We start from the raw sequence: 26,561 nt of genomic DNA, 5'->3' as shown, positions 1-26,561 counted from the left end.
CTGGTAGAACGCATGCGTGAGTTTGCTCCGCTTGAACATTATACAGTCCTTCTGGAAAAAACGGGCCATTACCACAAAGCGCTCCAACAATTCCTTCAAGAACTGGATTTGCCTGTGTATATGATGCACGTTCAGGAGCGGCCTTCTGCCGTGATGAAACGGATAAACGCGATGCCCTCGGCCTGGCCAATACACTGTATAACCAACTCGCGCTGGGAATACAAGTTGCAGACAAAACCCAGCTTGTGCGGAAAGCCTTTCCTCCCAATGCCACTGCTGCTCAACTCAGAGGCTTGATTCGTCATCGCTATGAACTAGTGCGTGAGGTAACGCAACGCAAGAATAAGCTCATTGCCATTTGCGATGAGCTTTTCCCGGAGTTCACCCAGGTTCTCAAAGATCCGAATCTTCCTACTGCACTCGCTATCCGCGAACGCTTCCCAACTCCAGCAGTTCTGGCTACGGCTTCTCTCTCCACCCTTCAGGAGGCACAAGGCAAGGTTCGAATGCTCTCAGATGCGAAACTGCTTGACCTTCAGCGCCTGGCCGCCTCCAGCATTGGAACTAAAGATATGCAGCGTCAGCGAGGTCTGATGATTGAGCAAACCCAACTGATTCGCGAACTTCGCCTCTTGCAAGAACATATGGCCCAGTTAGAAACGGAGATCACCGCAATCCTTGGGCAATCACGGGAAGGGCAAATTGTGCAATCGCTTGGGATTGGTCCTATCCAAACGGCGACGATCCTGGCTGCTATTGGCTCCATTGAGAATTTTCCTAATGCAGGCAGCCTCAAATCGTATTGCGGCTGGTCTCCCACGGTGAAACAATCTGGCTCAACGCTGGATTCGACCAGGCAAACGCACGGAGGCACCCGCACTATGAAGCAAATGATGTATCTCATTGTCACTGGGCTGATTACCCGTGATACGGAGTGGGCCAAGCTCTACGAGCGGCTAGTTCAGGCCAAATGTCCTGTTGATCCACACACTGGCCAACGCACGGGAAAGTTACGCATCATTGGTCGAGTTGCTGGCCAGCTTGTCGAGACGATGTATGCGTTGCTCAAAACAGATGCAGAGGTCTTGAGCAAAGTTCCTACGGGCAAGGAGCCGCCAGCACCCCTTTTGTATGATCGAGAGCGGCATCGCCGCCATCGAGAAGGCCATTATGAGCCGTTGAAGGTTTCGGCTCGACGATCTGCATTGAAGTTGCTTCCGAATCCATCGGAATGATTCTATACGTCTGAGCAGCACAGCTATTGGCGTCAGAGAAACCGCTCCAGAAGCGAACCGTTATACGCGGCAGTTGTAAATTCATGTACAGTGCCTGGATTGACCGTTAACCATTCCGGTACTAAACTAGAGGGACAGACCATCTGTATCTGAGCTCGAAAAATGCGAGAAGCGAGAAATAGAAGCTCATCATTCACCAAGATGGTGTAAGAGCTGGTAATAGAAGGACATATTGACCAACAGATGACACTTGTCCATTCTCTTCATTGAAATATTTGCTCCTTTTCACTGGCGTAACAAGGGGATTCTTTCAACACGGACGAGACAACGAAACAAGTAGGCAAGTAGCCTATCCTTTCGAGGTAGGCAATGAAGGTTAATGAGAAACAACAAAAGCATCTCCAAGCAGACCACCGTCACGTGTGGTGGCGTTCCCCTTTGCTTGGCTATCCTTTTGCCGTTCTCTTTGCTGCTGCTGCATTTGTGATTCCACTCTCTGAGAGATCGTGGGGAATTCAGGATTTTTTTATTGAGCCCCCGTTTGTCATTGCAACGCTTCTAGTTGGGTGGTTCTGGGGCATCGGCCCAGCGCTCCTGGCTTTGCTTCTTGAAGTACTCGCTTTAGATTACTGGATTGTCCCTCCTTTAGGGGTTATTGATTTTTTCCTCTGGCCCGAGATTGTTTCATTTGTGCCGTTTATTCTCATCCAACTCCTCTTCCTGGCTCTGATCGTAATCCAGAAAAACTACCAGCAGCAGCTTCTCCATGCCAGCCAGGAAGCGGCTCAACAAGCTGAGGAATTGGCGGAGAGCAATGCTCGACTCCAACAAGCGAATCGGATCAAAGATCAGTTTCTCTCGATTGCCTCCCACGAACTGAGGACGCCAGTCACCCGTATTCATGGATCTGTGCAATTGCTCCAGCGCCGCTTGAAGAGGCAAAGCGCACAGCATCCTGAATGGCTCCCTATGTATGACACTCTGGACAAGGTGAATAGTCAAATCCAGCAGTTCACGGACCTGATAAATGATTTGCTTGATATCAATACGTTACGTTCAGGGAAGATACCAGTACATCTGGCCCCTTGTGATCTGCGTTGTCTGTGTCAGCAAGTCATTGAAGAACAGCAATCGCAGACAGATCGTTCGATTGATCTGCGACTGCCTGCTGATCCTGTGGTCGTGCAAGCCGACGATAGACGGTTCTCTCAGGTCGTGAGCAATCTGGTCACCAATGCCCTCAAATATTCCCCTGCGAACACACCCATACGCGTGGAGATAAGCCAGAGACCAGGAGAGGCCATCCTTGCGGTTTACAATGAAAGTCCTGTGCTTTCCCAAGAACAGCAGAAGACTCTTTTTGAACCATTCTATCGCAGTCCTGAAGCGCGATCCTCTGCGACACCCGGATGGGGACTGGGACTTGCCATCTGTAAAGAAATTGTTATGCGGCATGGTGGGCGCATCTGGGTAGAGTCTTCGGAGGAAAAGGGGACAACCTTTTTTGTCGCCTTGCCTCTTCCAACGAGTTCGAAAAGCGCATAGTCCAGAAACGGGTTCGCGGCAGGTATGTGCCACCAGACAAAAGAGTTCCAAAGAAACCATGCGTCGCAGCCGCACCACCCGGCATGGAACTGAGGATGAGACGACAAAAAGCTCTTGCTATCCAGGAGTTCCAGAAGAAGCGTCATGCACCGTAGGTGCACCATTCAGAATGAAAAAGAATTCGATGGACGAAGTTGGTACACTACGGAGGAAAGATCCCAATACTAAAAACGATGGAAATAATAAGGCAGTCAAGCTTGAAGACGAAGCTGTCTTCGGGTGTCTGGAAGAACCACTCATTGTTGCTCCCATCAGGGAAGCACGTAGAGGAAAATCTCATGTGGAAAGACGCCCTGTTGGTGATCTTTCAGAGCAAGCGTCGAATCAGTTTTCAGGAGGAACATCTCTGGAAGTCGTGTCCCCACAATGGAGGTGAGCCGTAAGAGAGGAACTGACTCCTTTCCCATCGCAAATAAACAGAAGATTCAACAACGGCTCGTTTGCCCATTGGAACGCCTAGGTAATACGGTCATCTTGCAGCCTTAAGCCAAGACAACCCCTGCCTAAGCACTCTTACATCATCTGAACAATTGATACGGAAGGTTCAGATCTGAGGGAGAGATTTTTGTCTCTCGTGCCAGGTTTTCAGAGGAATTTACAAGACGGCAAGAGAAGAAGTAAGATCTGGAGCGGTTTCCCCAATTACGTTTCTGCCGGTGCTCACTCTTCGGGGCAAGTGCTTACGTTTGGGATCTGTCCCGCTTTTGGTGATGTCAACCGATGGGCAGAGCTGCATATCAGAGCTTCGGTCGAGAAATAGAGTTGGGTAATCCTCTGTGATGAGAATATCTCCAGATTTGACCGAGGGATGGAAGAGGGAGCTGGCAGGCTCTCTTCCATCCCTTTTTCTGCAAAACAAGGTATGGAAAGATGTTTAGATGGTCGTGGCAAAAACCTTGTGATACAGGTAAGTCCGACACAGCAATTGAAAGCCGACGGCTTCATAAACGAAACGCGAGGAAGTAAACTCCGTACTCTTCTCCTCCTTCCCGGGATGAGCGCCTGTCACCAGTGCTGCCTGCATCCCCCGTTCGCGTAAGCGCTGTAACCCGCCAAGCATCAGCGCCGTTGCCAATCCTTGACGACGAAATTGCGGGCGCGTTCCCACCGGTTCAAACAGGCCCACGCGGTTCACAGGGTCCACCCAGCAAATGCAGCCCGCTGCTGGCGTGCCATCAGGGGCCATGATCATCAGATCGAGCTGAGGATCGTATTGGGGCATCTGCATCACTGCCAATTGTCGCAAGGTTCCTTCCTCGTAGGTCTTGCTCCCCTTTGGGAAAAAAGCATCACGTTGAAGCGCAGCTCGCATCTCTGCCTCAGCCTCTCCAGCAACCGGGCGAAGTGTGAATCCTGTGGGCAAAACGGGGGCTGGCACAGGCTCGATCAGCGGTCGGCGGTAGCAATGATAGTACATTTCTTGGCGCTCATATCCTTCACGTTCAAGAAAACTCACCATCTCCAGATCGTCGCCGGAGGCTAAACCCCAGGCTTGTTCCCATATCTCATACTGGTTCTCGCCCTGCTGCCCAGCGCGCTCTTTTACGCGCTGCACTGCCCACTGGTGTACCATAAGATAGCGCTCGCGCGTACGGAAGTCGGGATGAAGCAAGCAGACGATCTCATCCCCGGCAATGATCCCTAGAGCAAGCGCCTCACCATTTTCTTGATACCAAAAATGCCAGTTCTGCTGATCATCAAGCGAACCATCTCGGCACCACCATTGGAGGTCGCCAATGTGCGGATAATCGTTCTGTGGGTCCAGTGCTCGACAGATGGTGACAAATTTCATGGCTTCTACAAGCGCTGGTCCGCCAGGACGCGCAAGCTTCTGTGCTGTGTTCATGTGTCTGTCTCCTTATTTTTCTCATTGCTGTGTTATTGAATGCTTCCTGTGCCTGATCGGCGGAATTTCTCCCGGTCAGGGGTTGCCGCTATTGCCATCAATACATCGTTTCACCTGCTTTCATATGGAAAACAAGTGCGCAGATAGATACCACCTCATTGCGGTAACATCGGCAAAAGTAGGGAAGAAGCAAACTGCATCAAGCCAGGTGAGCGAGCAAAGAGATGGTATGCCACCCAGCGACAAGGAGAGAAAGAAACGAGAGGGAGAAAAGCGTGCCCAACAAACCATACCCAGTTGAGATCTCAACTGAGGTCATGAGGAAGCATGGCACCCTTTTCTGCCGCATAAGCCAATCTTGTGCTGGGACTTATGCGGCAGAGGTGCTTGTTTTGCGGTTACAGTTCCGATGGATCATCCATCCAGGGGGAGGCATTTCCCCCTTCAAGTAGACAGTGTTCATGGAAATACAGTACCATACGGTTGGGGTAAACGTCAAATAGGATACACGCGCTTTCACCGACGCAACCATCAAAAGATGGTTGGGACAAGAGAACGGATCTGGAGGAAATAGATGCAACCAGCTATGTGGAAGCCACCTGTGACGCTCACGCAACAAGAAGAACACATTGTTACTAAGATTCGCAAAGCCAAACTGTTTGTCCAAGAGGCCTATGAGTTGATCCAAAGCTTTACGACCATGCTGCGAGAGCGAAAAGGCGAACAGTTGGATGCATGGCCCGCCCAGGTCGAAGTGCAGGGGATCTCTGAACTCAAGAGTTTTGCGCGAGGACTCAAAAAAAACTATGATGCTGTCAAAGCCGGACTCACCTTGCCTTGGAGTCAGAGGCTGTGGAGGGCCATATCCACCAACTCAAGCTTCTGAAGAGATAAGCCTACGGTCGGACGAGCTTCGGCAACTTCGGAAGCGGTGCTGCAATACTTTTAGCAAAAGCGATCTAAATGGACCTGTTCCTCAATCATCAAAAGCTCGAGAGAACCACCATCATGTGAGTCGGTGTCATACTGGACCGTGTCCAGATGCTTAAACACGTCCGGTAGATTGGTTGGTTGAAAATGATAGCGCGCGAGGAAGCGCCGGGCCTCCTCGCGCAATAGCTGAATGCTCATAAAGCACCTACTCCTTTGCGCTGCTCTACCTCGCCAGCCAGTCGCGAATATACTGCTCATGCTCTTGGTAGTGCCCGTTTGGTTCGCTAAGCCATGTTATGATCGTGTAACCTCCTAACCATGCGTATGGCGTCTTCAACTCCTCCTCGCTCAGCTTTTCGAGATACTCCATGACCTGCTGATGCGTTGCCTGAAATTCGGACAGCACGTCTGCCAGCGAACGGTCCTTGTTTTGCAGGTAAACCTGCTGGTTGGTCTTGTCTCTCACTTCTTCGGTACTCTCAAGTCCTGGATCGGTCCAGCTCGTACCTTGCTCGATAGCTTTCAATATTTCAAGCAGGTTCAGGCGCTCCCAGAACGTAAGATGGGCGATGTGATCCTTGACTGACCAGTCGCCATTAACCCCCGGCATTTGTATCTGCTGCTCACTCAGACCTGCGATCAGCGCATCGAAATAAGTATAGAGCCCACGTCTCATTTCTAAAAGTTCTACTTTGCTTTTCTGTTCCGTCATAGTTTTAGCTCTTTCTACAATCTTTCAACTTCTTCCTTGAGTATAGCAGCGAATACGGTTATACTGTGTCCTGATTGAGACGTACTTTTAGATATTACAAAAAGCATTAAAGACTATCCTAACGTTTTTGAATACCTCGCACTTGTCGTTTGTATCGCTTGAGAAGCACCAAAATATCCTATAGTGCTCTTTTCTAGTTGCCATTTCTGTTCTTCTTGCTTTAGGATGAGTCTATTGACCCTCATCTCTGCAATGCAGAGAGTACTCTCTGTGGGCAGGAAGGACCCGCATATATGACAGCGATTGAACGAACGGCCTATCCTCGTTTTACCCGCGCTCCCTCCGCCAAAGAGCTGCGTGAACTCTATACCCCGACCTCTGCTGAGAAAGACTTTGTGAACAGTAAGGTCCGGGGCGCATCGCAAAAGTTCGCCCTGATGATTTTACTCAAAGTCTATCAGCGTCTGCACTACTTTCCCGAACCCCAGACGATCCCTGGCTCCTTGATCGGCCATGTTCGCGACAGCCTGCGCTTGCCGCCAGAGGTGGTGCCTGATATGGTTGTGTTGCAAAAACTATGACGAAGGCGAGATGGACGTGAAGAGGTTCTCCTTGTTCAGTTAGTCTGCCACTCCAAACAGTTTGGCAACCAGTGCGGCCTGCCCTCCCACATCACCTTTCTCCACTCCTTGCACTTGTCCTTTCCTCAGCATATTCATCATCTCGTAGCCTCGTAATGTTTGCCATGCTGTCTTCATCGAGAAGAAGCCCATTCCAGGTTTCGTTAGCCGTTTGATGAAGCGGTGATCTTGTTCAACCAGGTTGTTGAGATACTTGGCCTGTCGTAATTCGCAGTGTTCAGGAATGTGTCCTTCCGCTTTTAACTCAGCACATGCTTTGGGATACGCCGCGTTTTTGTCCACGTTGATCACCCGTGGTTCTGTGGCATGAGACGCAGCGAAGGTTTTCAGAAAGAAGCACTTGGCAGCTTCTGCATCTCTGGTGAGACTGAGAAAGAAATCGAGCGTGTTTCCCTGTGAATCAACTGCGCGATAGAGGTATACCCACTCTTTCTTGACTCTGATGTAGGTCTCATCGACTCTCCACGAGTCAGTCGAGGGCTTCAAATAAGGACGGCAACGTCGTTCAAGTTCAGAAGCATATTGCTGACTGTCATTTATTAGATAAAATTTACGGTTTCTCAGAAAACGTGCCACGCTGCCAAGCGCTTCCAGCGGATCGGCTTTCTCATATAATTTGGCACAGCATCATCTCGCGTTCTTTTTCTGCTCCCCACTTCTCTCCTTCGTGAGATCCTGCAGCATTCTTGCCACAATATCTGAGAAATGCGCCAACAAATGGTTAAGAATGGTCCCATTTCTGGCGAATCTCAGGTACACTTCCTCTTGAGAGAAAGAGACACGCGATTCCAGCACAACGGAAGCAGAAAATGGTCATGAGAATGACGCCCGAAGCCTTTCATACCTGGGGCCAGCGCCTTCGGTTAAGTTCCGAAACCGAAGCACTCATCGCGTCCATTCGCTCATCACCTCCCGTTCGCCGGGTGAGCGGGCGTGCCAATAACATTACCGGACGCTACCCGAGCCCCAAAATGGGAATGTCTATCCAGTTTGAAAGTGATCGTGTGGAGTTCTGGGTTATCTACACGATGGAGAGAGACGATGATGTGCTGGAATATTACGACCAGTCCTCTCGCATCCCGCTCAGCTATCGCGCCAAATCAGGCCGTCGGACCACCCAATGGCACACCCCGGACTTCTTTGTGTTCCGGAACGCTTCGGCGGGTTGGGAGGAGTGGAAGCCCGCGCAGTCACTCGATACCTTGGCCGTTTCCCAGCCTGCTCGCTATCAGCACGCTGAAACCGGACAGTGGCACTGTCCTCCAGGGGAGACGTATGCTGAGCAGCTTGGGTTGACTTATCGATTACGCTCTTCCGCCGAGTTTCATCCCCTGGAGATTCAAAATCTGAAGTTTTTACAGGATTTCTGGGCGCACGAGATTCCTCCAAACGTGGAGCAAGAAGCCCTGGTACTGGCTCATCTTCAGGCTCACCCTGGCATTCCTCTGAGTGAATTGCTTGCAACGTACCCCGGTCTTGCCGTCGATGTCGTTTGGACCCTGCTTGGCACTTGTCGGGCCTTTACCGATCTCTCCGCCACCCTGCTGATGCGCCATGATTACGTTACTCTCTATGCACAGGAAACGCAGGTTCCCAAGGTTCACCAAAGGGAACCTGCCCGCCTTTCAACTCCCTTACCTGATACGCCTGTGGCCTGGGATGGACGGCTTTGGCGGATTGAAGGATGGGGAGAGGTGGTGCAGTTACGCCCAGAAGTCGGCGAGATCTTTGCCATGCCGCAAGCTGAGTTTGAGCAGCTGAAGCAGGAAGGTTCCCTGTGGACCGTAGGTTCAGCATCCCCCTCTCCCATGACGCCAGAGGTGCGTCAACTGCTTACTCAGGCGGGTTCTAAAGCACAACGGGCGGCGAACCAACGCATGATCCACATGCTGGCCTACGCACGGGGAGAACCGACCACTGCCCCAAAGCGTTCTGTCCAACGCTGGTGGAAGGCGTTTCAGCAGGCCAAAGAAACGCATGGATGCGGCTATCTGGGATTGCTTGATCGTGTAGCAGCGCGAGGGAACCGGAACCAGCGGATCGAACCAGCCTCTCTGCAACTGCTGGAGGCGGCATTGCAATCCCATTACGCTGCTCCTCAAGGCAAAAGCGCGGCAGCCGTCTATCGACTGTACCGAGAGCAGTGTCTCAAGCTCGGGCCCCCTCCAGTGAGCCAGCAAACCTTTTATCGGGTTCGCGCCCGCTTTACTACCAACGAGGTAGTAGCCAAACGCAAAGGTACGCGTGCGGCCTAAGCATCTCAACCCTTTGTGTGGCTCGATCAGACGACGCCTAGCCATGGAGAACGTCCCTTTGCTCTGGCTCACCTGGATCACACGGAACTCGATATTGTTCTAGTTTCCTCGCTGACAGGCAAACCTTTGGGCAGGCCTTGGGCAACCTTTATGACCGATGCCTACAGTCGGCGGATTCTGGCATGCTATCTCACCTATGATCCTCCCAGTTATCGCTCAGTGATGATGGCGCTACGGATTTGCGTCCAGCGTCATCAGCGCTTGCCACAGGAGTGCTTTGTCGATCGCGGTTCAGAGTTTGGAAGCGACTGCTGCTGTGTGGACCAGGTGGCGTTGGGAAGTCGAAAGCCCTGGGCGTCGTGGCAGAACGCTTTGCCAGAGAAGAACCTGATCGCTTCGTGGTTCCGATCCTCTTGCTGGAGCCGATTCCGCCAGATCAGGGACCCTACCTTCGGCTGGATTATTACTGGCAAATCATCGATGCCCTCAAAGAGCATCTGCTGATCAAAGAACTGCTGGGGAACGTGGCCCACCTCATGGCCTCCCCCAAAGCGACTCGCTCAAAACTTGGGGCGATCGATTGGCTGAAGGTGCGTGGAGTGGCAGAGCAAGCCCTGATCCGGGCGCGCGTCAAAGCGGTGTTCGCCGATGAAGGACACCGCCTGATGCAAGGGGATGGGAGTCAGAGTGTTGATGAGCAACTAGAATGGCTGAAGTCTTTAAGCAATCGCACGAATGTATTACACGTTCTGGTAGGTCCCTATGCCTTATTCGGGTTTCGCAATACGAGTGGGCAACTCGCTCGCCGTGGTCGAGATATTCATTTTGCACGTTATCACGTTGAGGACAAAGAAGAACGCACAGCCTTTGTGGCAGCTTTGAAATATTTGTTGGAACGGGTTCCGCTCGATGTCGATTTGAATGCTTTGCTTTCACGCTGGCGGTGGTGGGCCTCCGGCTGTGTTGGCTGCATTGGGGTCTTGAAAGACTGGCTGGTTGATGCAGTAGCGGCAACCCTGGTCCAGAAAGGGACCAGCTTGACCGAAGAGATCCTCGCTCGAGCCATGCCTCATCCGGCCAGGTGTCTCAGTCTGGAGATGGAAGCGCGAGCAGGCGAACACAAAGTGGCGCTCCACGATAGCGAAAGTGCCAAACAGTTTCAGGCTCTGTTGAAAAAGCCTGCAAAAGCGTCAAATGGGAAGACTGCACCGACGCCTGGAAGCATGCCTGGAGCGCCGCATGCTGGCCAGGCAGACGGGATCGCGGAACCCGCTTCTGCGACCCTCCCCATGCAGCAGGTTGCTCCCAAACCCACCAAGCTCCGCGTTGGCCAGCGTGCTCCAGAGCGCGATCCTGTTGGAGAAACGAGCGCTCCAAGGCCCGCCGGAGAAATTTACAACGCTAAGCCCTCAAAAAGCCCAGAAGCGCGAGATATCCACAAGCGCTTTGGCCTTTCGTCAGCCTCGTGAGAACAGCGGAGACGTTGTCCGTAAGGGACACAGTTGCCCGTTCCGCTTTTTGGGGGCCTGCAAATCCAGATGATGTGAGCCATGCAGGTTGATATGGGCCGAGGTAATCGGTGAGAGGTGTTCCAGATCACTGTCCTGAACTGGATACCCGCTGGCTCGCAGGTGATTGAGTGCCGCCTCCAGTAGCGCGTATTCCAGACGGCAATACTATTCCAGAGGTCATTGCTCCGCCGCTCTCCCCCATGGCCTGTTCACCACGTCTGCGCGTGCGAGAAACCAGCGTCATGTCGAGATACTATCGGGTCGGGTCATTGAGCACAACGTTCCTGGCTCGGAGGGGTGTCCGGTTCGGGGCATTTGAACGGTCCCTCCCGAAACACGAGGCATCGTGGAGCGGCCTGCGCGAGCGCCTGCATATGACATGGAAGGGGTCAGCATATCCAATCCTGCTCTTGGATATGCTGACCCCTGTCACACGCTCCTACTTCCAACGTGTCAGAATGGTTTCGCGCTGAAAAAGTTGGGCGGCCCCCCAGGTCAGGAGGATCGCTATAGGGATCAGGATAATGGTGGCAATGACCGCCGCGAGTACGGTTAGCTCAAACTGGCCTGACAGCTCGCCCAGTATTATCCCAATGACCGGAACAACTGCCCAGACCGAAAGCTGCTGCGCCGTGCGGGTATCGTTCACCCGCGACGAAATGGCCGTCATGATGGCAACCGCGATCAGCCCTAAGAGAGGAGTGCAGGCGATGAAAAGAATGAGCCAGCCCGTCGTCACCACATGGGAGACGACATTCACATCAGTGAAGATCGCTAATTCCGCGATGAAAAGGCCTCCACTGATCCAGGTCACGATCACCGCAGGCAGCAACGCCGAGAGAATCTTGCCCGTCAACAGTTGCCACCTGCGTACGGGCGTTGCCAGCACCGGCTCAAGCGTGCGGGTGTTCTTCTCTCCAATGATACTATACGCCGCAATGATACTGGGAACAATCATAGACAGCAGAATATACAGGTTCGAGAACGCCGTTGCTACCACTCCCTGGGTGTACTCATGAAGCGTCAACCCCTCGAGGGACGGAATGGCAAGAGAACTGGCTCTCGACCCATTGCCACCCAGTTGCAGGTAAAAGAGGGGGATCACTGCGAACAGCAAAGGCGGCAGGAGAATACTGAACAGGAGGATACGTTGCTGGACGATCTCGCTGAACTCTTTCCGCAGGATCACAAAGACTTTGTGCATACTCGTTCTTGCTCCTTCTTCATTGGTTAGCGGCTGACAGCCGCAGCTTGGCGTTCATTCTCCACCAGTTCCAGGTACACCTCCTCAAGTGAATGGGAGATCGGTTCCACCGCGCGTATCTGGGCCCCTGCATTCACGAGTGCCTGCACCAGCACCGGATTCTGCTCATCGGGATGATCGAGACTGACGGAAAGGACCCCGTCTTCGGCATGCGCATCATGGACAAAGGGCAGGACACGAACAGTATCTATCCAGTGAGTCGCGTCACCGACGACGCGCACCTGTGTGCCGGTGCCAAACATGCCAATGCGTAAATGAGCTGGGGTGCCCAGGCGCAGGAGCCGCGAGCGAAACACCCCGATGAGATCGCAGAGTTCATCGGCCTCTGGCAGATTATGCGTGGTGAGAAAGATGGTCCGCCCCTCGGCCCGCAACTCTTTGATGAATTCGCGCACCACCCGCGCTGCTTCAGGATCGAGGCCAGACGTTGGCTCATCCAGGAAGATGATCTTTGGTTCGTGCAGCAAAGCGCGGGCAAGCGCCAGTTTCTGACGCATGCCTTTCGAGAAGCCACCGACCTTGTCGTCGCGCCTCTCCCAGAGATCGAGCAGATGCAGGTAGCGTTCGACCTGGGAGGCGGCTCGCTTGGCTGTGAGGTCATACAACTCTGCAAAGAACATCAAGTTCTGCCAGGCGCTCAGTCGGTCATACAACCCCGGCGTCTCGGTGAGGATCCCCACGGATTGCCGAATGGCCTCATTTTGCTCGCCCAGGCGATATCCCGCCACCGCAGCGCTCCCACTCGTGGGAGCAATCAATGCCGAGAGCAAGCGCACGGTTGTCGTTTTGCCCGCGCCATTAGGTCCCAGGAAACCAAAGACGGTTCCCTCTGGAATGGCAAGCGTCAAGTCGTCCACAGCCACCAGGCTGCCGAAGGCACGGGTCAATTGGTTGGTTTCGATAGCGTTCATCGGTTCATCCTTCACTCTTTCAAAAAGGCAGGCCGCAAGGGAGCCTCACGCCCTACGTGCCAAGTCGATAGGCTACGACCACTGGGTGCTGCGTCGCCGTCAGTGGGATGCCTGCCCCAGCGAGCAGCGTATTCCCAACGATGGCCAACGTCGCATTCGAGCCGGCCGGGAGCTGTGCCGTCCAGACGACCGATCCATCCTGGCGCGAGAGCGCGATGAGTTCGCCGGTGAACATGGTCGTTAACACGAGATCATTGGAGACCGTCGCGCCTCCAAACAGCAATTGTGGCAGTTGGGTTGCCCACAGTGGCTTCCCTGTGGCGATGTCGATGGCAACCATCTCACCTTTGCCCTGGAAGAAGTTTGACGTGCCAACAGGGGCTGTGGCAGTCGCAAACGTTTCTGGCAGGTTATCAACCAGCACATACACCACGCCGTCCGCAGCCGCCATGTTCGTTTCCACCCCGCCGGCTTCTCCTGGTTCCAGCGTGTACGGGGTTTGTAGATGGAGTGTGCCGTCGAGGGCCAACTGGTCATCATCGTCGTGTCCGTTATGGATACCGACTGATGTCTTCCACAGCAACTGGCCGCTCACGGCGTCGAAGGCGAACACACCTCCCCCTTTGCAGGCGGCGAGTACCACCGGGCGCCCGGCAACTGTGGTATAGATGGGCGAGATCTGTAGATCCCAATCATGAAAGTCGTTGGGGAATGCCTGGTAATACCATTCCAAAGTGACCCGTCGTTTGATTGAGCTTGACGATACTATCCGTGTACAATTCGCGGCTGGGGGTCGCCTGCGCCTCCTGGAGTGAGAGATAGGGATTGCCGATGCCCGCGTAGACGGAGTTATCCGGGCCGATCAGCAAGGCATCCCAGGCACCCTCTGCGGTCGCTTTGAGCTGCTGGCCCATCTTGTCCACCACAGTCTGGAAGCTCCAGAGCGTGGCGCCGGTGGCGGCGTTGAGGGCATAGATGATGCCGCCACCAAAGGTGAGCGCCGATGAGACGAAGACCTTCCCGTTGGCCACCTGTGGGGCGATGTCGAAGCGGACTTTGCCTGTCGCGAGATGCGTATCATACCACACTTGTTGACCTGTTTGCGCATCAAGGGCGAACACCCCACTAGCTGTGACGCCGTAGATCCTGCCATTGGCGATGGTCACGCCGTTTGGCCCATAATCTGGAGAGTTGTACTCGTGTGTCCAGAGCACCCGGCCAGTCGCATACTGCACCGCGATAACATTCGAAGCCCCATCCTGAAGATAGGCGATGCCGTTGGCAATCACCGGATTGCCAACGTCTGCACCAGTCGAACCTTTGCCTTGCAGTGGGATCGTCCAGGCAATCCCCAGCTTCGACACGTTCGTCGAAGCAATGGTCGAGTGCGCGACCCGCGTGTTGTACAGGTTCTCATTCGGGAAGGGCCACTCCGTCGCGTAGCAGATATCCTCCACAGGGGCACCGGGCGGTACAGATGTAGCACTGGCTGCAGCCGACGTGTTGCATGGCAGCGGTGTAGGGGTGCCTTGCGCTGATGGCGAGCCGCCGCACGCTGCGAGCAAGGCAGCGAGTACCAGGGCGGCCACAAAACCTCTCCATGTGCCGGGTCGTTTCAAGATATGCATCTTCAATTCCTTTAGCGACGAGTACGCATCGTTTTTTACAACGATTACAATCGGCTTCTGTTGCGCGTCACCATCATACCGGCAATACCAAAAATCAACAGGATCACACCGACTGCAATGAGCACAATGGCGCGTGTTGGATAATAGCCAAGAACCTGCACCTGGAACAACACACCTACGACAAGTGCGATAATACCGATCACAATAATGGCAACGTATCGCGTGGAATTTCTCATAGTATAGAACCCTTTCTTTCGTCCGTTCTATTGATATTTTACTGGGCAGATGGCGGTGGAGTTCACACGGTGCCAGCAACTGGTGTGGAGGCGACCCGTGGGGCCTGGCGGCGCCCGACCAGGCCACCCAGAGCGCCGATGCCCGCTCCCAGACCAAGCTCTAAGGCGACCGTCACGATCAGGCCGATGACGATGCCAACGACGGCGACCGTGTGTAATGCGCTTGACGAGAGACTCCTCCCCTGGTGCTGCGCACTTTGCGCGGCCTGATTGAGTGCCTGCGTGAGCTCCTGCTCATTGGTCGCGATTTGAGCGATCACGAAGATCACCGCGATCAGACTGCCGATCAAACCCGCGACCAGTCCGACCAGCGCGCCGGTCCCCACTCTGCCGGTCTGGCGAGCGGCGAACAGGCCGATCACGAAAAACCCGATCAGCCACACGAGAAGATCAAGGATCGTCTTGAGCGATCCAAGGGGGAGCAGTGAGATGATGATCTGGATCACGCCCAGCACGACCCCACAGATCGCTCCCCATGTCCAGATAAAGGCGGCGCCTCCCCGGCGCGCAATACCCTGTTCTTGCATAGAAACATCCTTTCCTGTGAGAGCACAGAAGCCGAGCTGTGCTCCAGGGTAGCAGGTGAACGCTCGGTCCTCTCGCGGCTGACATTCGTCCGTGGTCAGCGTGTTCCCAGAGGAAGAAAGGTGCCAGACGCTATGCCTCTGGCCGCTTGCCATCGGCATATAACATATTGTTATTCACCTTCTGTTGAGGAGTCTACCGCAAAACAGCCAGGCTATCTTCCCTCTAAAGAGGTATTTCGAGGGGATCATGTCCTCCTCAGAAGGGAGAGAGGATGTGCAACGCACGCGCACGGGCCACGGCCTGGGTGCGATTCGTGGCGCCCAGTTTGGCCAGGAGATGCTTGACGTGGAGTTTGACGGTATGCAGGCTGAGGATCAGGTGCTCGGCGATCTGCTGGTTGGAGTACCCCTCGGCCATCAATTGCAAGACGCTGCGCTCCCGTGCACTCAGCGGCTCATAGGGTGTCGAGCGTGGTCCAGCTTGCGTCGAAGGATCGGGCTGAGTATGCCACGCGGGGGCAATCGCTGCCTGGATGCGCTGAAGGTAGTCAGGCGAGGCGGTGGTAAACGGGGCAATCCGCGTGAGCAGGTGCGCCATCACCTCTCCCTCGTCGGCAAACAGGCGCAGATAGCCCTCTGGTTCAGCCTGAGCGAGGGTTGGTCCCAGGGTGGTCAGCGCCTGCCTGGTCTTGCCCTGGGTGTGCAGTGCCAGCGCGCGCAGCATTTGGATCTCGATGCGCCGGCCATGAGCATCTGTCCCAACGGCGATCTCCAGCAAACGGTCCAACAGAATCTGTGCCTGAGAGAGCGATGAGGCATTCGGATGGCCGCATCCACGCGCGATCAAGACACGCGCCAATGTGGTATAGCCCAGGTAGCGATTCTTCTCCAGTGGGACCGTGAGCAGGTCGTCGTAACGCAATCCGCAGGTCGAAGCCCACTGCAGGGCCGGATCGAGCTGGCTGCGGGCGAGGGCTAGGTGTGCGGGAACCAGACTCAGCAGCCCTTGCCTCGTTTGGGAGACCGGAAGCTGCGCCACGTCAAATTCTTTGCGCTCCAACAGGTGCCAGGCACGCTCGCTGTCGCCTTGTGCCATCGCGATGCGTGCCTGCCTCCAGAGGCCGAGCACAGTCAACACAGGGGTGAAACGAGCAAGATCCTGGTGTGAAGCCAGCTCAAGGAGTTGCTGCGCAGAGGACTCCGCTTCTTGCAGGCGATTCCACTCGTACAGCAGGGCTCCATAGCGCAGATGCGCCCGGGCCAGAAGCAGGGGCGGGAGGTGGTGGTGCCAGGCGAGCGCGCGGAACACGTCCTCATAGAGCCGCCCCAGTTCGCGTAATCGCCCCAGCTCCTCGTACAGCTCATCGAGACTGGCGAGGACCAGGAAATTGGGGCTGGTTCCGCTAGTAGGAAAGGCTTGCCGCAAGGTCTGTTCCGAGGCCAAGAGATCCCCCCTCACGCGATAGGCCGCCCCAAGAAGCACGCGCTGGCGCCAGAGGGTGAAGCGACTCCAGGCTGTCTCAGGTCCCGTAAGGGAACGCGTCATCTCCGCAGCGAGGGAAAGCGCCTGCGGGATATCACCCCGGGCCAGCGCCAGCGTTGCCTGTTGCAGCGTCAACTCCCGTTGCAGATCTGCCTGCGCCTCGGGATCGTCCTTTTCATGCGTTTTGAGCAGCACCGTGAGGTGCTCGATGACCTTTTCCGGGTCAGGTGGCTGCGACGTGCGAAGGGGTTGGGTCCAGATCCAGGCGAGAGAGAGGGGCATCGAGGCCGCAATGATCTCCTGCGGGAGCCGATCCAGCCAGTGGCCGAGGCGCACGAGCTTGCCTTGCTCCACCAAAGATGGCACAAGTTCCGCCAGCAAGCGTGCCGCGCGAGACAGGTCGGAAGCTCGATACGCATACTCACAGGCGTCCTCTGCCCACCCGTGCTGCTCATACCAGCGACTGGCTCGACGATACAACTCTGGCACGAGTGCTGGCTCCTGCTTCTGCAGCTGTGTGCGCAGCGTTTCGGCAAAGAGCGGATGGTAGCGGTACCAGGTGTTGGTGGCATCGAGCGCACTGACGAAGAGATTCGCCTGCAGCAGGCTCTCCAGCTTCAGCTGCCCATCAGGCTCTTCGGTAACGCTCTCGCAGAGCGGCCCGGTGAGCCGCTCCAGCACGCTTGTTTGGAGCAAAAAGCGCTGCATGTCAGGTGGGAGCTTTCGCAGGATTTCTTCACACACATAATCCAGGAGAAAGCGAGGGGTCACACCCGTCGCCCGGAGCACTTCTGCTCCATCGGCGTGCCCGCGCAGGACCAGCATCAGCAATTGGATTCCAGCAATCCACCCCTCGGTCCGCTCTTCCAGCAGACGGATCGCCTCGGAGCCGAGCGGAAGTTCCATGGAGTGCGCAAACGCCTCGACTTCGGCTGGCGTAAACCCCAACTCTTGGCTGCGCAGTTCAGCGATCTGCTGACGCGCCCGCAAGCGCGCAAGTCTCGGTGGATCCACCCGTGTGCCGATCAGCAGATGCAGGCGTGAGGGGAGATGATTCAGCAGAAACAGCAGCAGGGCCTGACTCGCCTCGGTCGTGAGATGGTGGACGTCATCCAGGATCAAAACCGTGTTGTGCTGGAGCAGGCGCTCAAGGTCGTTGAGGAGGCGGGTCTGCACCTGTTCGTGCTCGGAGGGATGCCAGGGCCGCTCGGTCTGAGCCGCGCTGTCCAGGCGCGCATCGACACGCGCCAGAGCAGCGATGAGCGAGGAAAGGAAGCGCGCCGGGTCGTTCTCTCCCTCCTCGCAGGAAAGCCAGGCCACCGGCCCCGTGGTCGTGGCAGCCCATTCGGCCAGCAGCGTGGTTTTGCCAGAGCCAGCAGGAGCCGAGACCAGCGTCACTGGCCCTCGCAGACCCTGCTCCAAGAGCGCGAGCAGGCGGGGGCGCGCCACATGCTGCACTGGCAGGCGCGGGGGAGCGATGGTGCTCTGCAGGATCACCGCCGGCGTTCGTCCTTGAGGTGAGATGGGAACAGGCACAAGAGGTGGCGTGTCCTCAGCCTCTCCCGCGAGGCGGCGGGCCGCCTCCCGCAGTTTCGCGAACGTGAGATTGGGTGAGACGCCCAGGTAACAGCGCGAGAGTCGTCCGCGCTTGCGACGATAGGCTCGCCAGTACCACCCACCCCGCCGATTGCCAGCTCGCGCCTTGTGCGCCGTAAACGTTCCCTGCTCGCAGGTAAAAGAGAAAGTCGTGGCCGTTTCCAGCCAGGCATACCAGGACGGGGTATCGACCAGCACGATCATGTGTTGGCCCTGCTGCTCGTACACCAAACAGCCGTTGCAAACCGCTCCGATGGTTAGTGAGGCCTTCTCCATGTGACAACCCTCCGCGAGAAAGGTGGGAGATGTTAGGGATACTCCGAACAGTTCCCTAACGCCAAGTATATCAGGGTGGGGACGAAACCTCAAGGCCCACGACGCAATCGGTATGTTCCACCATCCTCCGCGCAGGCCCCCTGGAAACGTCTTTTCAACTCCTCGGTATGATCACGCACCATGCGCGGACTGGGGCAGGTCGACCTGCATCCAGCAGAACCATCGCGCGCTCACTGTCGATCTGGTCGTCCTGCGTGAACGGGTGAACGAGGCATCGCCTCGTTTGCTCGATGAACACCTCCTCACGTTCACTGTTCGTCCCTCGTGTTGCATTCGCGGCTCGCGCAGACGAAAGCGAAAAGACCGTGAGTCCCTCATGAGATGAGTCCCTCCGAGACGGGATGGACTCGCGACGGGTGAAGATCCCCTGATCAGATGGACGCGCAACGAGAAAAGAACGAGACGGGCCACAGCGCTGATAGCTGCCCTTATCGGCACCGTGAATGCTCTGAAAGAGGTCCACAGTGCCGATAAGGTGTTGCGTTTTGCCTGCGTTTCTGGTATCCTGACGCTGCCGATAAGATGCACTGGTCTGTAAACAACCCATCATCAGAGGAAATCACACACCGGAGAGCACCATGTTCGATCGCATTGTGGAACAGTACCTGAGGTCTTTGCCCACTGCTGGCAAGGCAACTACCACCCAGCGCGCTGTTCGGTCCGATCTCCTGCAGTTTTGTACCTGGTGGGAGCACGTCTATCAGCGTCCATTCGATCTGACGCAGGTAGGAGAACGGGACCTGCGCGCGTGGAAAGTGGTTCGGCAGCAAGACGAAGGATCTTCTCCGGAGACGATTATGAATTTTAACTTTCAAAATCGGGAGACTACATAGAGCGAAAAAGTTACCTACCTTGGTTGTTAAAGTTCATAATCGCGGACTCTTGAGTAGGGTAAGAGGCCGGGTCCTGATGATTCAGGAGCACCAACCCCTCCCCTCCGAACGCAGCATGCACCTTTCGATGCACTACGCTCTCCAGAGGCCAGTGTCTTTTCAACACGACTCCCACAGCGGTCTTTTGACACATCCATGTCAACCGCCACTTTTGAGTCTGGCCTCCTGCGACCCTTTGTCAGATAAAATCCGACTCGTATGGTCGCTCCGTCACCTTGCGCTTTACAGCGTTTAGGCGATCCCTCAGTTCCTCCAAATGTCTCAGTCTGTACGTAGGTGCCCATTTCGTCACTTCCTGCTCCTTGCAGGCTGGCTCCAACGAGAGCTTGCAGGGGAAGTAGTACCGTTCCCCTGCACGTTGAACACAGGCGATAGTCCCTTCTCCTGTGGGCTGGCGTTTTTCCGCCATGACTTGGATTCAGCCAATCAAGACTTCACCTTATACAGCTTCGCTTGACTTCCCTCTGGCTCCTGGGACTGGAGCTTCACCAGCATTTTACACGACATGCTACTTTCCCTTCAGTCCTTTCGGTTGAAGGTATCTCCGTCCACTTACGTGGGCGAATAAGTCGCTGTGTTACTCACCTTGCTCTAGTGAGCTTACCCCGACGGGTAAGAGAGACATTTGTGGCACAAAGGCGCACCACTGCGTCGCCTCTGCACCTGGGCGGTTGAGCAAGGACTGCTGCGTGAGAATCCCACCAGAGAGGTTCCAGATATCCCTTCGACGCCCGTTTCGCCACGCTCGCTGCCAGACGAAGCGGTGAACGCTTTGCTACGCGCCACACGTGCTGAACGTGATCCCCGCTTGCGCCTGCGGGATGAGGCTCTCCTTGCGCTGCTGGTCTACGCAGGGGTGCGTATCCAGGAGGCCTGTGATGTGCAACTGTGTGACCTGGATCTGGCCTCGGGTACTCTCGTGGTGCGTAGCGGCAAAGGGGGGAAAGTGCGTCGCTTGCCGTTGCACTCTGAGGCCCAACGCACGCTCTCTCGCTATCTGCAGGAGGTGCGCTGTCCGGAAGGCCTGCCTCCAATCGGCAGTGAGCAGGAGCGCGCACCACTGCTCGTGGGTATGCAGCGCGCGGTCGCTGGGCGTCCGCTGGTTCCGGGGACCGACCATCCGGCGGGACTTAATTGAGCGATGTTGGGACGATATGCATCGCATTTCCGCTTCCCTCAAAGATGGTATGGTCACTGCCGTCCTGCTCACGAGCAAATTGCAGGCGCTTGACAACAAGAACTTGATCCATCGTGGACTGGAGGAATACGGACGCATCCTGTACACCATGGATGTGCTCACGTTTCTCTCGGACCAACCGCATCAGCGTAAGGTGGGGCGTATGCTCAATAAAGGAGAAGCCATCCATAGCCTGGCCCGCGACGTCGCCTATGACAGCGCGGGGTGCTCACCGATCGCGATTTTGCCAGTCAACTCAACCGCGCAACCTGCCTGAGTCTTTTGCTGAACATCATCGCAGCCTGGAATACCCGCTACATGCAGGCAGCGCTCGACCACCTGCGAGCCACCGGCTATCCCGTCCAGGAGAGTGATCTGGAGCATCTCTCGCCGATTACCTCAGCCCACATCAATGTCCATGGCTCGCATCACCTCGACTTACAGGCCCCTAAAAAGCGCAAAGGACAACTGCGTCCCTTACGGACGACCCCTCCGCTGTTCTAACAAGGCTGCCAGGAGCCTTAGCGTTGTGGATAACTCGCACTCCGGGGAGTTGAGAGGGCTTAGCGTTGTAAATTTCTCACGCGGGCCTAAGAGGCCTACAGCAACAATGCTCTCTACTTCAAAAGTTCCAGCGGCACCGTCTACGCGATCCAGGCCAATACAGGCTACATTACGTGGACCTACGAAGCACATGATACTCAGACACAGAGCACTCCCACACCCCAACCAGGCTCCTTTCCGACCCAAGATCTGCCACTGGTCGTACGCAATGGCGTCGTTGCGTTTTTTTTCTGCTAACTCCGCTCTCCACTTTCTGAACGCCACAACCGGTCAGGAATTTCTCTCTCTCCCACCTGGCAATCCTGTTTCGCTCCCCTCGATAGACGGACAGATCATTTACCTGTCGCCACCTCTGGGTGCGCCGTCTGCATCCATCCAGGCGTTTCACATTCCCAATGGCCGGCTTCTCTGGACGTACCCGCTCCCCAAAGAGACCTCAGTGCAGGCAGAAATGGAGGGCATGATTTACCTGAGTGCGGCAGCAAACTCGACTCTCATCGCCCTGCGCGGCAGCGACGGACATCGCCTTTGGACGTACCATTCCAGTTTATGGTCATAAAACTGGCCGTTGCATGCTTTGTGAATTACACCAACATAGATGAGCTACGATGACACGCCACATTATGAGAGAGAAACTTTACTGAAAAATCGCATTGGCGCGCTTCTCAAGCCAATCGTTGGCAAATTATTTGGGAAAAACGCGCCATGAATTAGGGTCTTACACACTGACCCAACGATAAATGGTCGTGTGATCGACGTGCAAACCCCGCTCCTGCATCATCTCTTCGAGATCGCGGTAACTCAAAGCAGAGCGAAGATACCACCTCACGCACAAAAGAATGATGTCGGACTGGAAGTGGCGCCATTTGAACGGATTCTGACTCTGGTTACTCATACTGGAAGTACTCTTTTGCTCGTTTCAGTTCACTCTAACATATCAGCTTTCTTCTTGGAGAAAGAAGATTAGTCATGGCAGAGCAGCCCCCATTCAAATGGCGTCATGTTGAGGCGAAGATTGTCTTGCTGTGCGTCCGCTGGTATCTGCGATATGCACTCAGTTATCGAGACCTGGAGGGAATCATGGCAGAACGAGGACTCTCGGTAGACCATACGACCATCTATCGCTCTCGTCCAGCACTACGCGCCCGAACTGGAGAGGCGCTGTCGACCACATCTCAAAAGGACAACGGACTCGTGGCGCGTTGACGAAACGTAGGTGAAGATCAAAGGAGTGTGGATGTACCTCTACCGTGCCGTGGATACGCAAGGGAGCACAGTGGAATTTCGGCTCAGCCCAACCCGTGACGCGCAAGCAGCGAAGCGTTTTTTTGAGAAAGCGCTCGGGTCTTCCCATACAGTGACTCCGCATGTCATCACCGTCGACAAAAACGCAGCCTATCCAAAAGCCCTCAAGGAATTGAGGGCAGCCAGGAATCTTCTCGCTTCATGTGAATTGCGGCAAAGCAAGTATCTCAACAATCTGATCGAACAAGACCACCGGTCCATCAAACGGTTGGTCAAGCCAGGGTTGGGATTCTCTGCCTTTGAAACTGCATGGAAAACCTTGCAAGGCTATGAATGTGTGCATATGATTCGGAAAGGCCAGATGGATGGAGTGGAAAAAGGGAACATCACTGGAGAGATTTCCTTCATCGCCAATCTGTTTGGACTGGTTGCCTAAGCTCAACAGGACGCAATACTGCGCGCCCATTCATCCTCCTCGTAAATCTTTGCAACACAGCCCGCCCTCGTTGGGCACGCAATCGTGGTCGTAAGGGCTCCAGACGAGTCTTGCCTCGTCTCACCTTTGCTTCCACTCTACCAGATGAAATTATTTCTGGCAACACAACGGTTTTGCGTGGGCGGATGCAAGGATAGCTGTCGCGTTATTAAGTAAGAAGGAACGGAGTGGGTTCCTTTTGAGCCTGAGTGGTAAGTGTTGCCCTATGCGGAGATGGGTGGCAAGCGCAACCTTGGCGTCTCCCACGCCTTATGTTCGTACCAATGAGGCACTTGCCCTGCAGGATGATAGTGATGATCGTTGTGGAGGTGAGGTAGAAGGTGGGCCAGCATAGGATGTGTTTTCCTCGTGGTGTATGCTGGCCCATCTGTGTGGTGGCTAGAATTCGTTGAGTCGCGTGTAAATGCCCCAGGCGGCGCAGAGGCCGATGAGGGGGTAGAGTATAGCGCTGAGTGAGGTGTAGATGTTCAGGGCGTTCTGGGTGCTACTGAGCGTGATATTGTAGTGATCGTAGTTGGCTTTGCTCAGAGCAGTAACGGCGTCTGAGAAGGTGCCGAAGGCAGCGTTGGATGGTCCGGTGCTGATGACCTCAGCGTTATGGATATGCTGTGGATCGCTGCCGTTGTTGGCGGCTGCGCGGATCTGTCTGTCGATGGTAATGTATTTGTTCCAGCCAGAATGGATATCGGAGAGAGGTTGGATCTCTTCATTCCAGGTCTGGTTGTTTTGGGCGTTGGCGATTAGCTGTTGTACCTGCTGGATGTTGGTGCCCCAGTCGGCGGCCCAGTGGTCTGCACCACTCGCTGCGGTTGTATCGTTGAAGGTCAGCGCGATCAGCCAGCGAGACTCGTCAGCGTTGGCATCGGTGCCGTAGCGTTTCAGTTTTGCTGCGTAGTAGACACTGTCGTAATCGTCTTTGACTAGTTGCCGATAGGCCCCGTCCTGACTGGCAGTATGCGTGCCTGGGAGTCCGGTGAAGTTGAGCAGGGTACTAATGATCATAAGACTGAAGATCAGTCCGACGAGTAGCGACAGGCTGAGCCCGATATTGATCACGCGGTGGGTGACCGCCGCCATACGCCAGGTAGAGATGAGCAGCCAGCCTACGAAGATAATACTGAGCAGTATGGCGCCGATAAGTGCGGTGTTTAAAAATGATATTACATCATTGTAGCCACCACCAGTACTGGTTGTCCCTTGCAGATGGGTATAGTTGATATCGCTCAAACAGTCGATATTGTCTGCAATGCCGCCGTTGACCCAGGTGTTGGGTTGCGCCAGGTGCTGGTCGATACCAATGTGGCAGGCTGGCAGCGTTGACCTATCTTCAACGATACTCGGTTGGCGTTGAATCCTGGTGTGCAGGACACTGCTGGCTGCCAGGTAGGCCTGGTAAGCATTACGGAGATGACTATCCTGCGCATTAGCTGTGTTGCTAGCCTGGTCAAACTCGTGCTGCATGACAGTCAGGTGCCCGACATATTCCTCCATGCCAGCAGTAATGCGCTCCACAGCAGTACGCTCGCCAGGGTAGGTAACGTTGTGGGCAGCATTGAACAATTGTTGATTAGCCAGGATAATTTCAGCATCGATATTGAGCTGATCACAGTCATGGACGCGCCTGGGTCCTACATTTTTGCTGCCACTGGCAGTAACGACACTGCACGCTTCTATCTGGGTCAGCGGAGCAGTCGCAATGTAGTCAGCCGCTTTCGCGTCGATATCGTCAATATATTGTGCCAGCGATTGCGCAGCATCGACACTGGGGATACTGCCATTCGCGATAGTATTCAGATCTGTGGCGGCACGGTTGAACGAGAGAGAGATAACGAGGGCTAGTAGTATGGCGAGTAGCAGGCAGCCGCTAGCCAGAGCGATGAACTGGCCTTTCAACGTACGACGAGCCTGTTGCCAGACACGACTGACAAACGTTGGACCAGCAGGTGTCGTTGTTGGTGGCACAGCCTGACCTGGCACAGGTGTGGACTGTACCTGCTTCCCAGCGCCTGTATTCGATGTTGCAGGTGGCGTGTAGTAGGGGGTTGACGTACCTGTCGTACTCACCCGTGGTTTAGCCATTTTAGCGATCTTCTTTCAAATTCTTCTAGTCGTTTTATAGAGAGCGGTATTACTGCAATTTTGAAGTCTTGCTGACATTGATGGCCAGAGTTTTACGGGCCACGGCGTCGGCCTGTTTGTTGAGTTGTATCGTCCCTTTGGCGTCACGCGAGATTAGCTCACTGAGCAGACGGGTCACACGTGCATTGCCGGAGCGTTCGCTAATCTCCAGCGCTCGACCTAGCAGACGTGTGGCCTTCTCATTGTCTCCCGCAGCGAGAGCTACCTGGCCATCTTTGATATTGTTGGATAGTTCTTCTTGATTGGTATAGTGGGCGATATGGGCCTCGATCTGAGCGGCCAGGGATACATCCTCGGTCCATTGTACGAAGACCCAGCCGGAACGTTCGCTTTTCTCCTCCTGCTCCGTTCCGCCACCCGCGAAGTACTTGAGGGTGGGACGGACAAGCATAAACTGTTGACCCGGCGTGTTGACCGGCATAGTAATATCTAGCAGGTAGTCGCGCTGATCACCAGGAGCGAATGAGCCGAGCGCAATCACCTGCTGACGTGGACTGGTCGGATCGGGTTCTGTACCCAGCGGCACAATCGTAGGATAGACCTGCTGCAGGTTGGTAATCTGGACACCCGCAGGTGACCAGAGATACATGCGCGCATTCGTGATAGCTGTCCTGCGCATCTCACTAAATGAACTGCTGAATGCCGCCTCGACCTGATTGGGGGTCGGGATAATATCCGCCGAACCACGCGTCGCCTCCGCCATATGCAGAAGTTCAGCCGCATCCCAGTCTGTGCCAACCCCCCACGCACTGATACTGATATTCGCAGCCGAACAACGTGCAACCGCGCGATCAAGGGCAACACGCGGTTCCCCTTCATTTTTACCATCAGTCAGGAAAAGGATACGCGTAGCACGTGATTGATTGTTGCCAAACTTATCCACAATCGTATTCAGGGCAGTGCTCATACGCGTCCCGCTAGCCGCATAGACCGTCTGGATAGCAGCAATCGCGCGATTTTTATTCTCCTCAATTCCAGCCGCCGGGCCAAAGATGATACGAGCGTTATCGTTGAATGTCACAACCATAAATTGCATACTGGCATCGATCGCCTGCACAACCTTCACCGCCCCGTCACGAGCAGCACGCATCTTCGCACCATCCATCGAGCCAGAACGGTCCAGCGCAATCGCCAGAGCCAGAGGAGCCGGAGCCGTAGCAGCGGCCTCATCTATACAGACCGAGAGGACCGCCTGCATCGTTGATTGTCCAACACGCAAGTATGGATTGTGATAAGCAGTAATTTTAAACATAGTTTTTGTAGTTTCC

General features: G+C 55.0%; 26 protein-coding genes and 4 pseudogenes. 13 read left to right on the top strand and 17 right to left on the bottom strand.

Going from position 1 to position 26,561, the window contains the following annotated elements; genetic code table 11:
• The first annotated feature begins 245 nt into the window (after positions 1–245).
• The 3 genes from KRAC_RS43290 (at position 246) to KRAC_RS72635 (ending at position 3,216) form a co-directional block, all read left to right on the top strand.
• A complete protein-coding gene (locus KRAC_RS43290; protein ID WP_157507847.1) occupies positions 246–1,235 on the top strand; it encodes a transposase in 990 nt (329 codons plus the stop codon).
• 369 nt (positions 1,236–1,604) lie between these two features.
• Positions 1,605–2,780, top strand: a complete 1,176-nt coding sequence (locus tag KRAC_RS63695) for a sensor histidine kinase (protein ID WP_007918274.1) — start codon at positions 1,605–1,607, stop codon at positions 2,778–2,780.
• 58 nt (positions 2,781–2,838) lie between these two features.
• The gene (locus KRAC_RS72635; protein ID WP_244422507.1) at positions 2,839–3,216 is read left to right on the top strand and encodes a hypothetical protein; all 378 of its coding nucleotides are present in this window, start codon (positions 2,839–2,841) and stop codon (positions 3,214–3,216) included.
• Between the two features lie 498 nt (positions 3,217–3,714).
• On the opposite strand, the gene KRAC_RS63690 is transcribed toward KRAC_RS72635, so the two are convergent.
• Positions 3,715–4,686 carry a GNAT family N-acetyltransferase gene (locus tag KRAC_RS63690; RefSeq protein ID WP_007918267.1) on the bottom strand — a complete coding sequence of 324 codons (972 nt, stop codon included), beginning with the start codon at positions 4,684–4,686 and terminating at the stop codon, positions 3,715–3,717.
• 574 nt (positions 4,687–5,260) lie between these two features.
• On the opposite strand from KRAC_RS63690, the gene KRAC_RS43270 reads away from it, so the two are divergent.
• Positions 5,261–5,572 carry a transposase gene (locus KRAC_RS43270; protein ID WP_040447080.1) on the top strand — a complete coding sequence of 104 codons (312 nt, stop codon included), beginning with the start codon at positions 5,261–5,263 and terminating at the stop codon, positions 5,570–5,572.
• 59 nt (positions 5,573–5,631) lie between these two features.
• Here KRAC_RS43270 and KRAC_RS43265 read toward each other — a convergent pair whose 3' ends face one another.
• Positions 5,632–5,817: a hypothetical protein gene (locus tag KRAC_RS43265; RefSeq protein ID WP_007918266.1), complete on the bottom strand. Its 186-nt coding sequence runs from the start codon at positions 5,815–5,817 to the stop codon at positions 5,632–5,634.
• A 25-nt stretch (positions 5,818–5,842) separates the two neighbouring features.
• Positions 5,843–6,331 (bottom strand): ClbS/DfsB family four-helix bundle protein, encoded by a 489-nt coding sequence (locus KRAC_RS43260; protein WP_007918265.1) that lies wholly within the window; start codon positions 6,329–6,331, stop codon positions 5,843–5,845.
• Positions 6,332–6,624: 293 nt separating this feature from the next.
• On the opposite strand from KRAC_RS43260, the gene KRAC_RS43255 reads away from it, so the two are divergent.
• Complete coding sequence (locus KRAC_RS43255; RefSeq protein ID WP_007918264.1) at positions 6,625–6,912, top strand: DUF4158 domain-containing protein; 288 nt, start codon at positions 6,625–6,627, stop codon at positions 6,910–6,912.
• A 39-nt stretch (positions 6,913–6,951) separates the two neighbouring features.
• Here KRAC_RS43255 and KRAC_RS43250 read toward each other — a convergent pair.
• Positions 6,952–7,500 (bottom strand): annotated as a pseudogene (locus KRAC_RS43250) (IS6 family transposase); the annotation flags it as partial.
• 287 nt (positions 7,501–7,787) lie between these two features.
• Here KRAC_RS43250 and KRAC_RS43245 point away from each other — a divergent pair.
• Positions 7,788–9,227: a Tn7 transposase TnsA N-terminal domain-containing protein gene (locus KRAC_RS43245; RefSeq protein WP_244422506.1), complete on the top strand. Its 1,440-nt coding sequence runs from the start codon at positions 7,788–7,790 to the stop codon at positions 9,225–9,227.
• Positions 9,228–9,586: 359 nt separating this feature from the next.
• Positions 9,587–10,696, top strand: a complete 1,110-nt coding sequence (locus KRAC_RS63685; protein ID WP_052569125.1) for a hypothetical protein — start codon at positions 9,587–9,589, stop codon at positions 10,694–10,696.
• Here the strand turns inward: KRAC_RS63685 and KRAC_RS80200 are convergent.
• Positions 10,685–10,858 (bottom strand): hypothetical protein, encoded by a 174-nt coding sequence (locus tag KRAC_RS80200; RefSeq protein WP_420795872.1) that lies wholly within the window; start codon positions 10,856–10,858, stop codon positions 10,685–10,687. The genes KRAC_RS63685 and KRAC_RS80200 overlap by 12 nt on opposite strands.
• 8 nt (positions 10,859–10,866) lie before the next feature.
• On the opposite strand from KRAC_RS80200, the gene KRAC_RS72625 reads away from it, so the two are divergent.
• Positions 10,867–11,211 (top strand): hypothetical protein, encoded by a 345-nt coding sequence (locus KRAC_RS72625; protein WP_157507843.1) that lies wholly within the window; start codon positions 10,867–10,869, stop codon positions 11,209–11,211.
• Here KRAC_RS72625 and KRAC_RS43235 read toward each other — a convergent pair.
• The 8 genes from KRAC_RS43235 to KRAC_RS72620 form a co-directional block, all read right to left on the bottom strand.
• Positions 11,178–11,942 (bottom strand): ABC transporter permease subunit, encoded by a 765-nt coding sequence (locus KRAC_RS43235; RefSeq protein WP_007918261.1) that lies wholly within the window; start codon positions 11,940–11,942, stop codon positions 11,178–11,180. The two genes, KRAC_RS72625 and KRAC_RS43235, sit on opposite strands and share 34 nt — an antisense overlap.
• Before the next feature lie 26 nt (positions 11,943–11,968).
• The gene (locus KRAC_RS43230; protein ID WP_007918259.1) at positions 11,969–12,913 is read right to left on the bottom strand and encodes an ABC transporter ATP-binding protein; all 945 of its coding nucleotides are present in this window, start codon (positions 12,911–12,913) and stop codon (positions 11,969–11,971) included.
• Between the two features lie 52 nt (positions 12,914–12,965).
• Complete coding sequence (locus tag KRAC_RS43225) at positions 12,966–13,646, bottom strand: outer membrane protein assembly factor BamB family protein (protein WP_075164541.1); 681 nt, start codon at positions 13,644–13,646, stop codon at positions 12,966–12,968.
• On the bottom strand, positions 13,606–14,541 hold the full coding sequence (locus KRAC_RS43220; protein WP_040447076.1) for an outer membrane protein assembly factor BamB family protein: 936 nt from the start codon (positions 14,539–14,541) through the stop codon (positions 13,606–13,608). Before KRAC_RS43220 ends, KRAC_RS43225 begins: the two co-directional genes overlap by 41 nt.
• A 44-nt stretch (positions 14,542–14,585) precedes the next feature.
• Positions 14,586–14,777: a hypothetical protein gene (locus KRAC_RS43215; RefSeq protein ID WP_007918258.1), complete on the bottom strand. Its 192-nt coding sequence runs from the start codon at positions 14,775–14,777 to the stop codon at positions 14,586–14,588.
• Positions 14,778–14,839: 62 nt separating this feature from the next.
• Positions 14,840–15,364 (bottom strand): hypothetical protein, encoded by a 525-nt coding sequence (locus tag KRAC_RS43210; RefSeq protein ID WP_007918255.1) that lies wholly within the window; start codon positions 15,362–15,364, stop codon positions 14,840–14,842.
• A 256-nt stretch (positions 15,365–15,620) separates the two neighbouring features.
• Positions 15,621–18,719, bottom strand: coding sequence for a winged helix-turn-helix domain-containing protein (locus tag KRAC_RS43205; RefSeq protein ID WP_007918253.1), 3,099 nt, complete (start codon positions 18,717–18,719; stop codon positions 15,621–15,623).
• Positions 18,720–18,873: 154 nt separating this feature from the next.
• Positions 18,874–19,329 carry a hypothetical protein gene (locus tag KRAC_RS72620; protein WP_007918251.1) on the bottom strand — a complete coding sequence of 152 codons (456 nt, stop codon included), beginning with the start codon at positions 19,327–19,329 and terminating at the stop codon, positions 18,874–18,876.
• A 28-nt stretch (positions 19,330–19,357) separates the two neighbouring features.
• Here KRAC_RS72620 and KRAC_RS43200 point away from each other — a divergent pair, with 28 nt between their 5' ends.
• Positions 19,358–19,612: a site-specific integrase gene (locus KRAC_RS43200; protein ID WP_007918250.1), complete on the top strand. Its 255-nt coding sequence runs from the start codon at positions 19,358–19,360 to the stop codon at positions 19,610–19,612.
• Positions 19,613–19,638: 26 nt separating this feature from the next.
• Here the strand turns inward: KRAC_RS43200 and KRAC_RS80195 are convergent, their stop codons facing one another.
• Positions 19,639–19,956: a hypothetical protein gene (locus tag KRAC_RS80195; RefSeq protein WP_007918248.1), complete on the bottom strand. Its 318-nt coding sequence runs from the start codon at positions 19,954–19,956 to the stop codon at positions 19,639–19,641.
• Between the two features lie 341 nt (positions 19,957–20,297).
• On the opposite strand from KRAC_RS80195, the gene KRAC_RS43185 reads away from it, so the two are divergent.
• The 3 genes and pseudogenes from KRAC_RS43185 (at position 20,298) to KRAC_RS43170 (ending at position 21,972) form a co-directional block, all read left to right on the top strand.
• Entirely contained in the window at positions 20,298–20,810 is a 513-nt protein-coding gene (locus tag KRAC_RS43185; protein ID WP_052569124.1) for a tyrosine-type recombinase/integrase, read from the top strand.
• Between the two features lie 16 nt (positions 20,811–20,826).
• Positions 20,827–21,353 (top strand): annotated as a pseudogene (locus KRAC_RS80190) (Tn3 family transposase).
• Between the two features lie 190 nt (positions 21,354–21,543).
• A complete protein-coding gene (locus KRAC_RS43170) occupies positions 21,544–21,972 on the top strand; it encodes a PQQ-binding-like beta-propeller repeat protein (protein WP_007918246.1) in 429 nt (142 codons plus the stop codon).
• Between the two features lie 168 nt (positions 21,973–22,140).
• On the opposite strand, the pseudogene KRAC_RS43165 reads toward KRAC_RS43170, so the two are convergent.
• A pseudogene (locus tag KRAC_RS43165) lies at positions 22,141–22,308 on the bottom strand (IS6 family transposase); the annotation flags it as partial.
• Between the two features lie 74 nt (positions 22,309–22,382).
• Here KRAC_RS43165 and KRAC_RS43160 point away from each other — a divergent pair.
• Positions 22,383–23,094, top strand: a pseudogene (locus KRAC_RS43160) (IS6 family transposase).
• 438 nt (positions 23,095–23,532) lie between these two features.
• Here KRAC_RS43160 and KRAC_RS43155 read toward each other — a convergent pair.
• Positions 23,533–25,233: a hypothetical protein gene (locus KRAC_RS43155; RefSeq protein ID WP_007918243.1), complete on the bottom strand. Its 1,701-nt coding sequence runs from the start codon at positions 25,231–25,233 to the stop codon at positions 23,533–23,535.
• Positions 25,234–25,282: 49 nt separating this feature from the next.
• Complete coding sequence (locus KRAC_RS43150) at positions 25,283–26,545, bottom strand: vWA domain-containing protein (protein WP_007918242.1); 1,263 nt, start codon at positions 26,543–26,545, stop codon at positions 25,283–25,285.
• Positions 26,546–26,561 lie beyond the last annotated feature (16 nt).

Origin of the sequence: Ktedonobacter racemifer DSM 44963, assembly GCF_000178855.1 — a bacterium.
GTDB classification, from domain to species: domain Bacteria; phylum Chloroflexota; class Ktedonobacteria; order Ktedonobacterales; family Ktedonobacteraceae; genus Ktedonobacter; species Ktedonobacter racemifer.
Note: the sequence above shows the minus strand (reverse complement) of the source record. Positions and strands in the feature narration are given on the sequence as shown.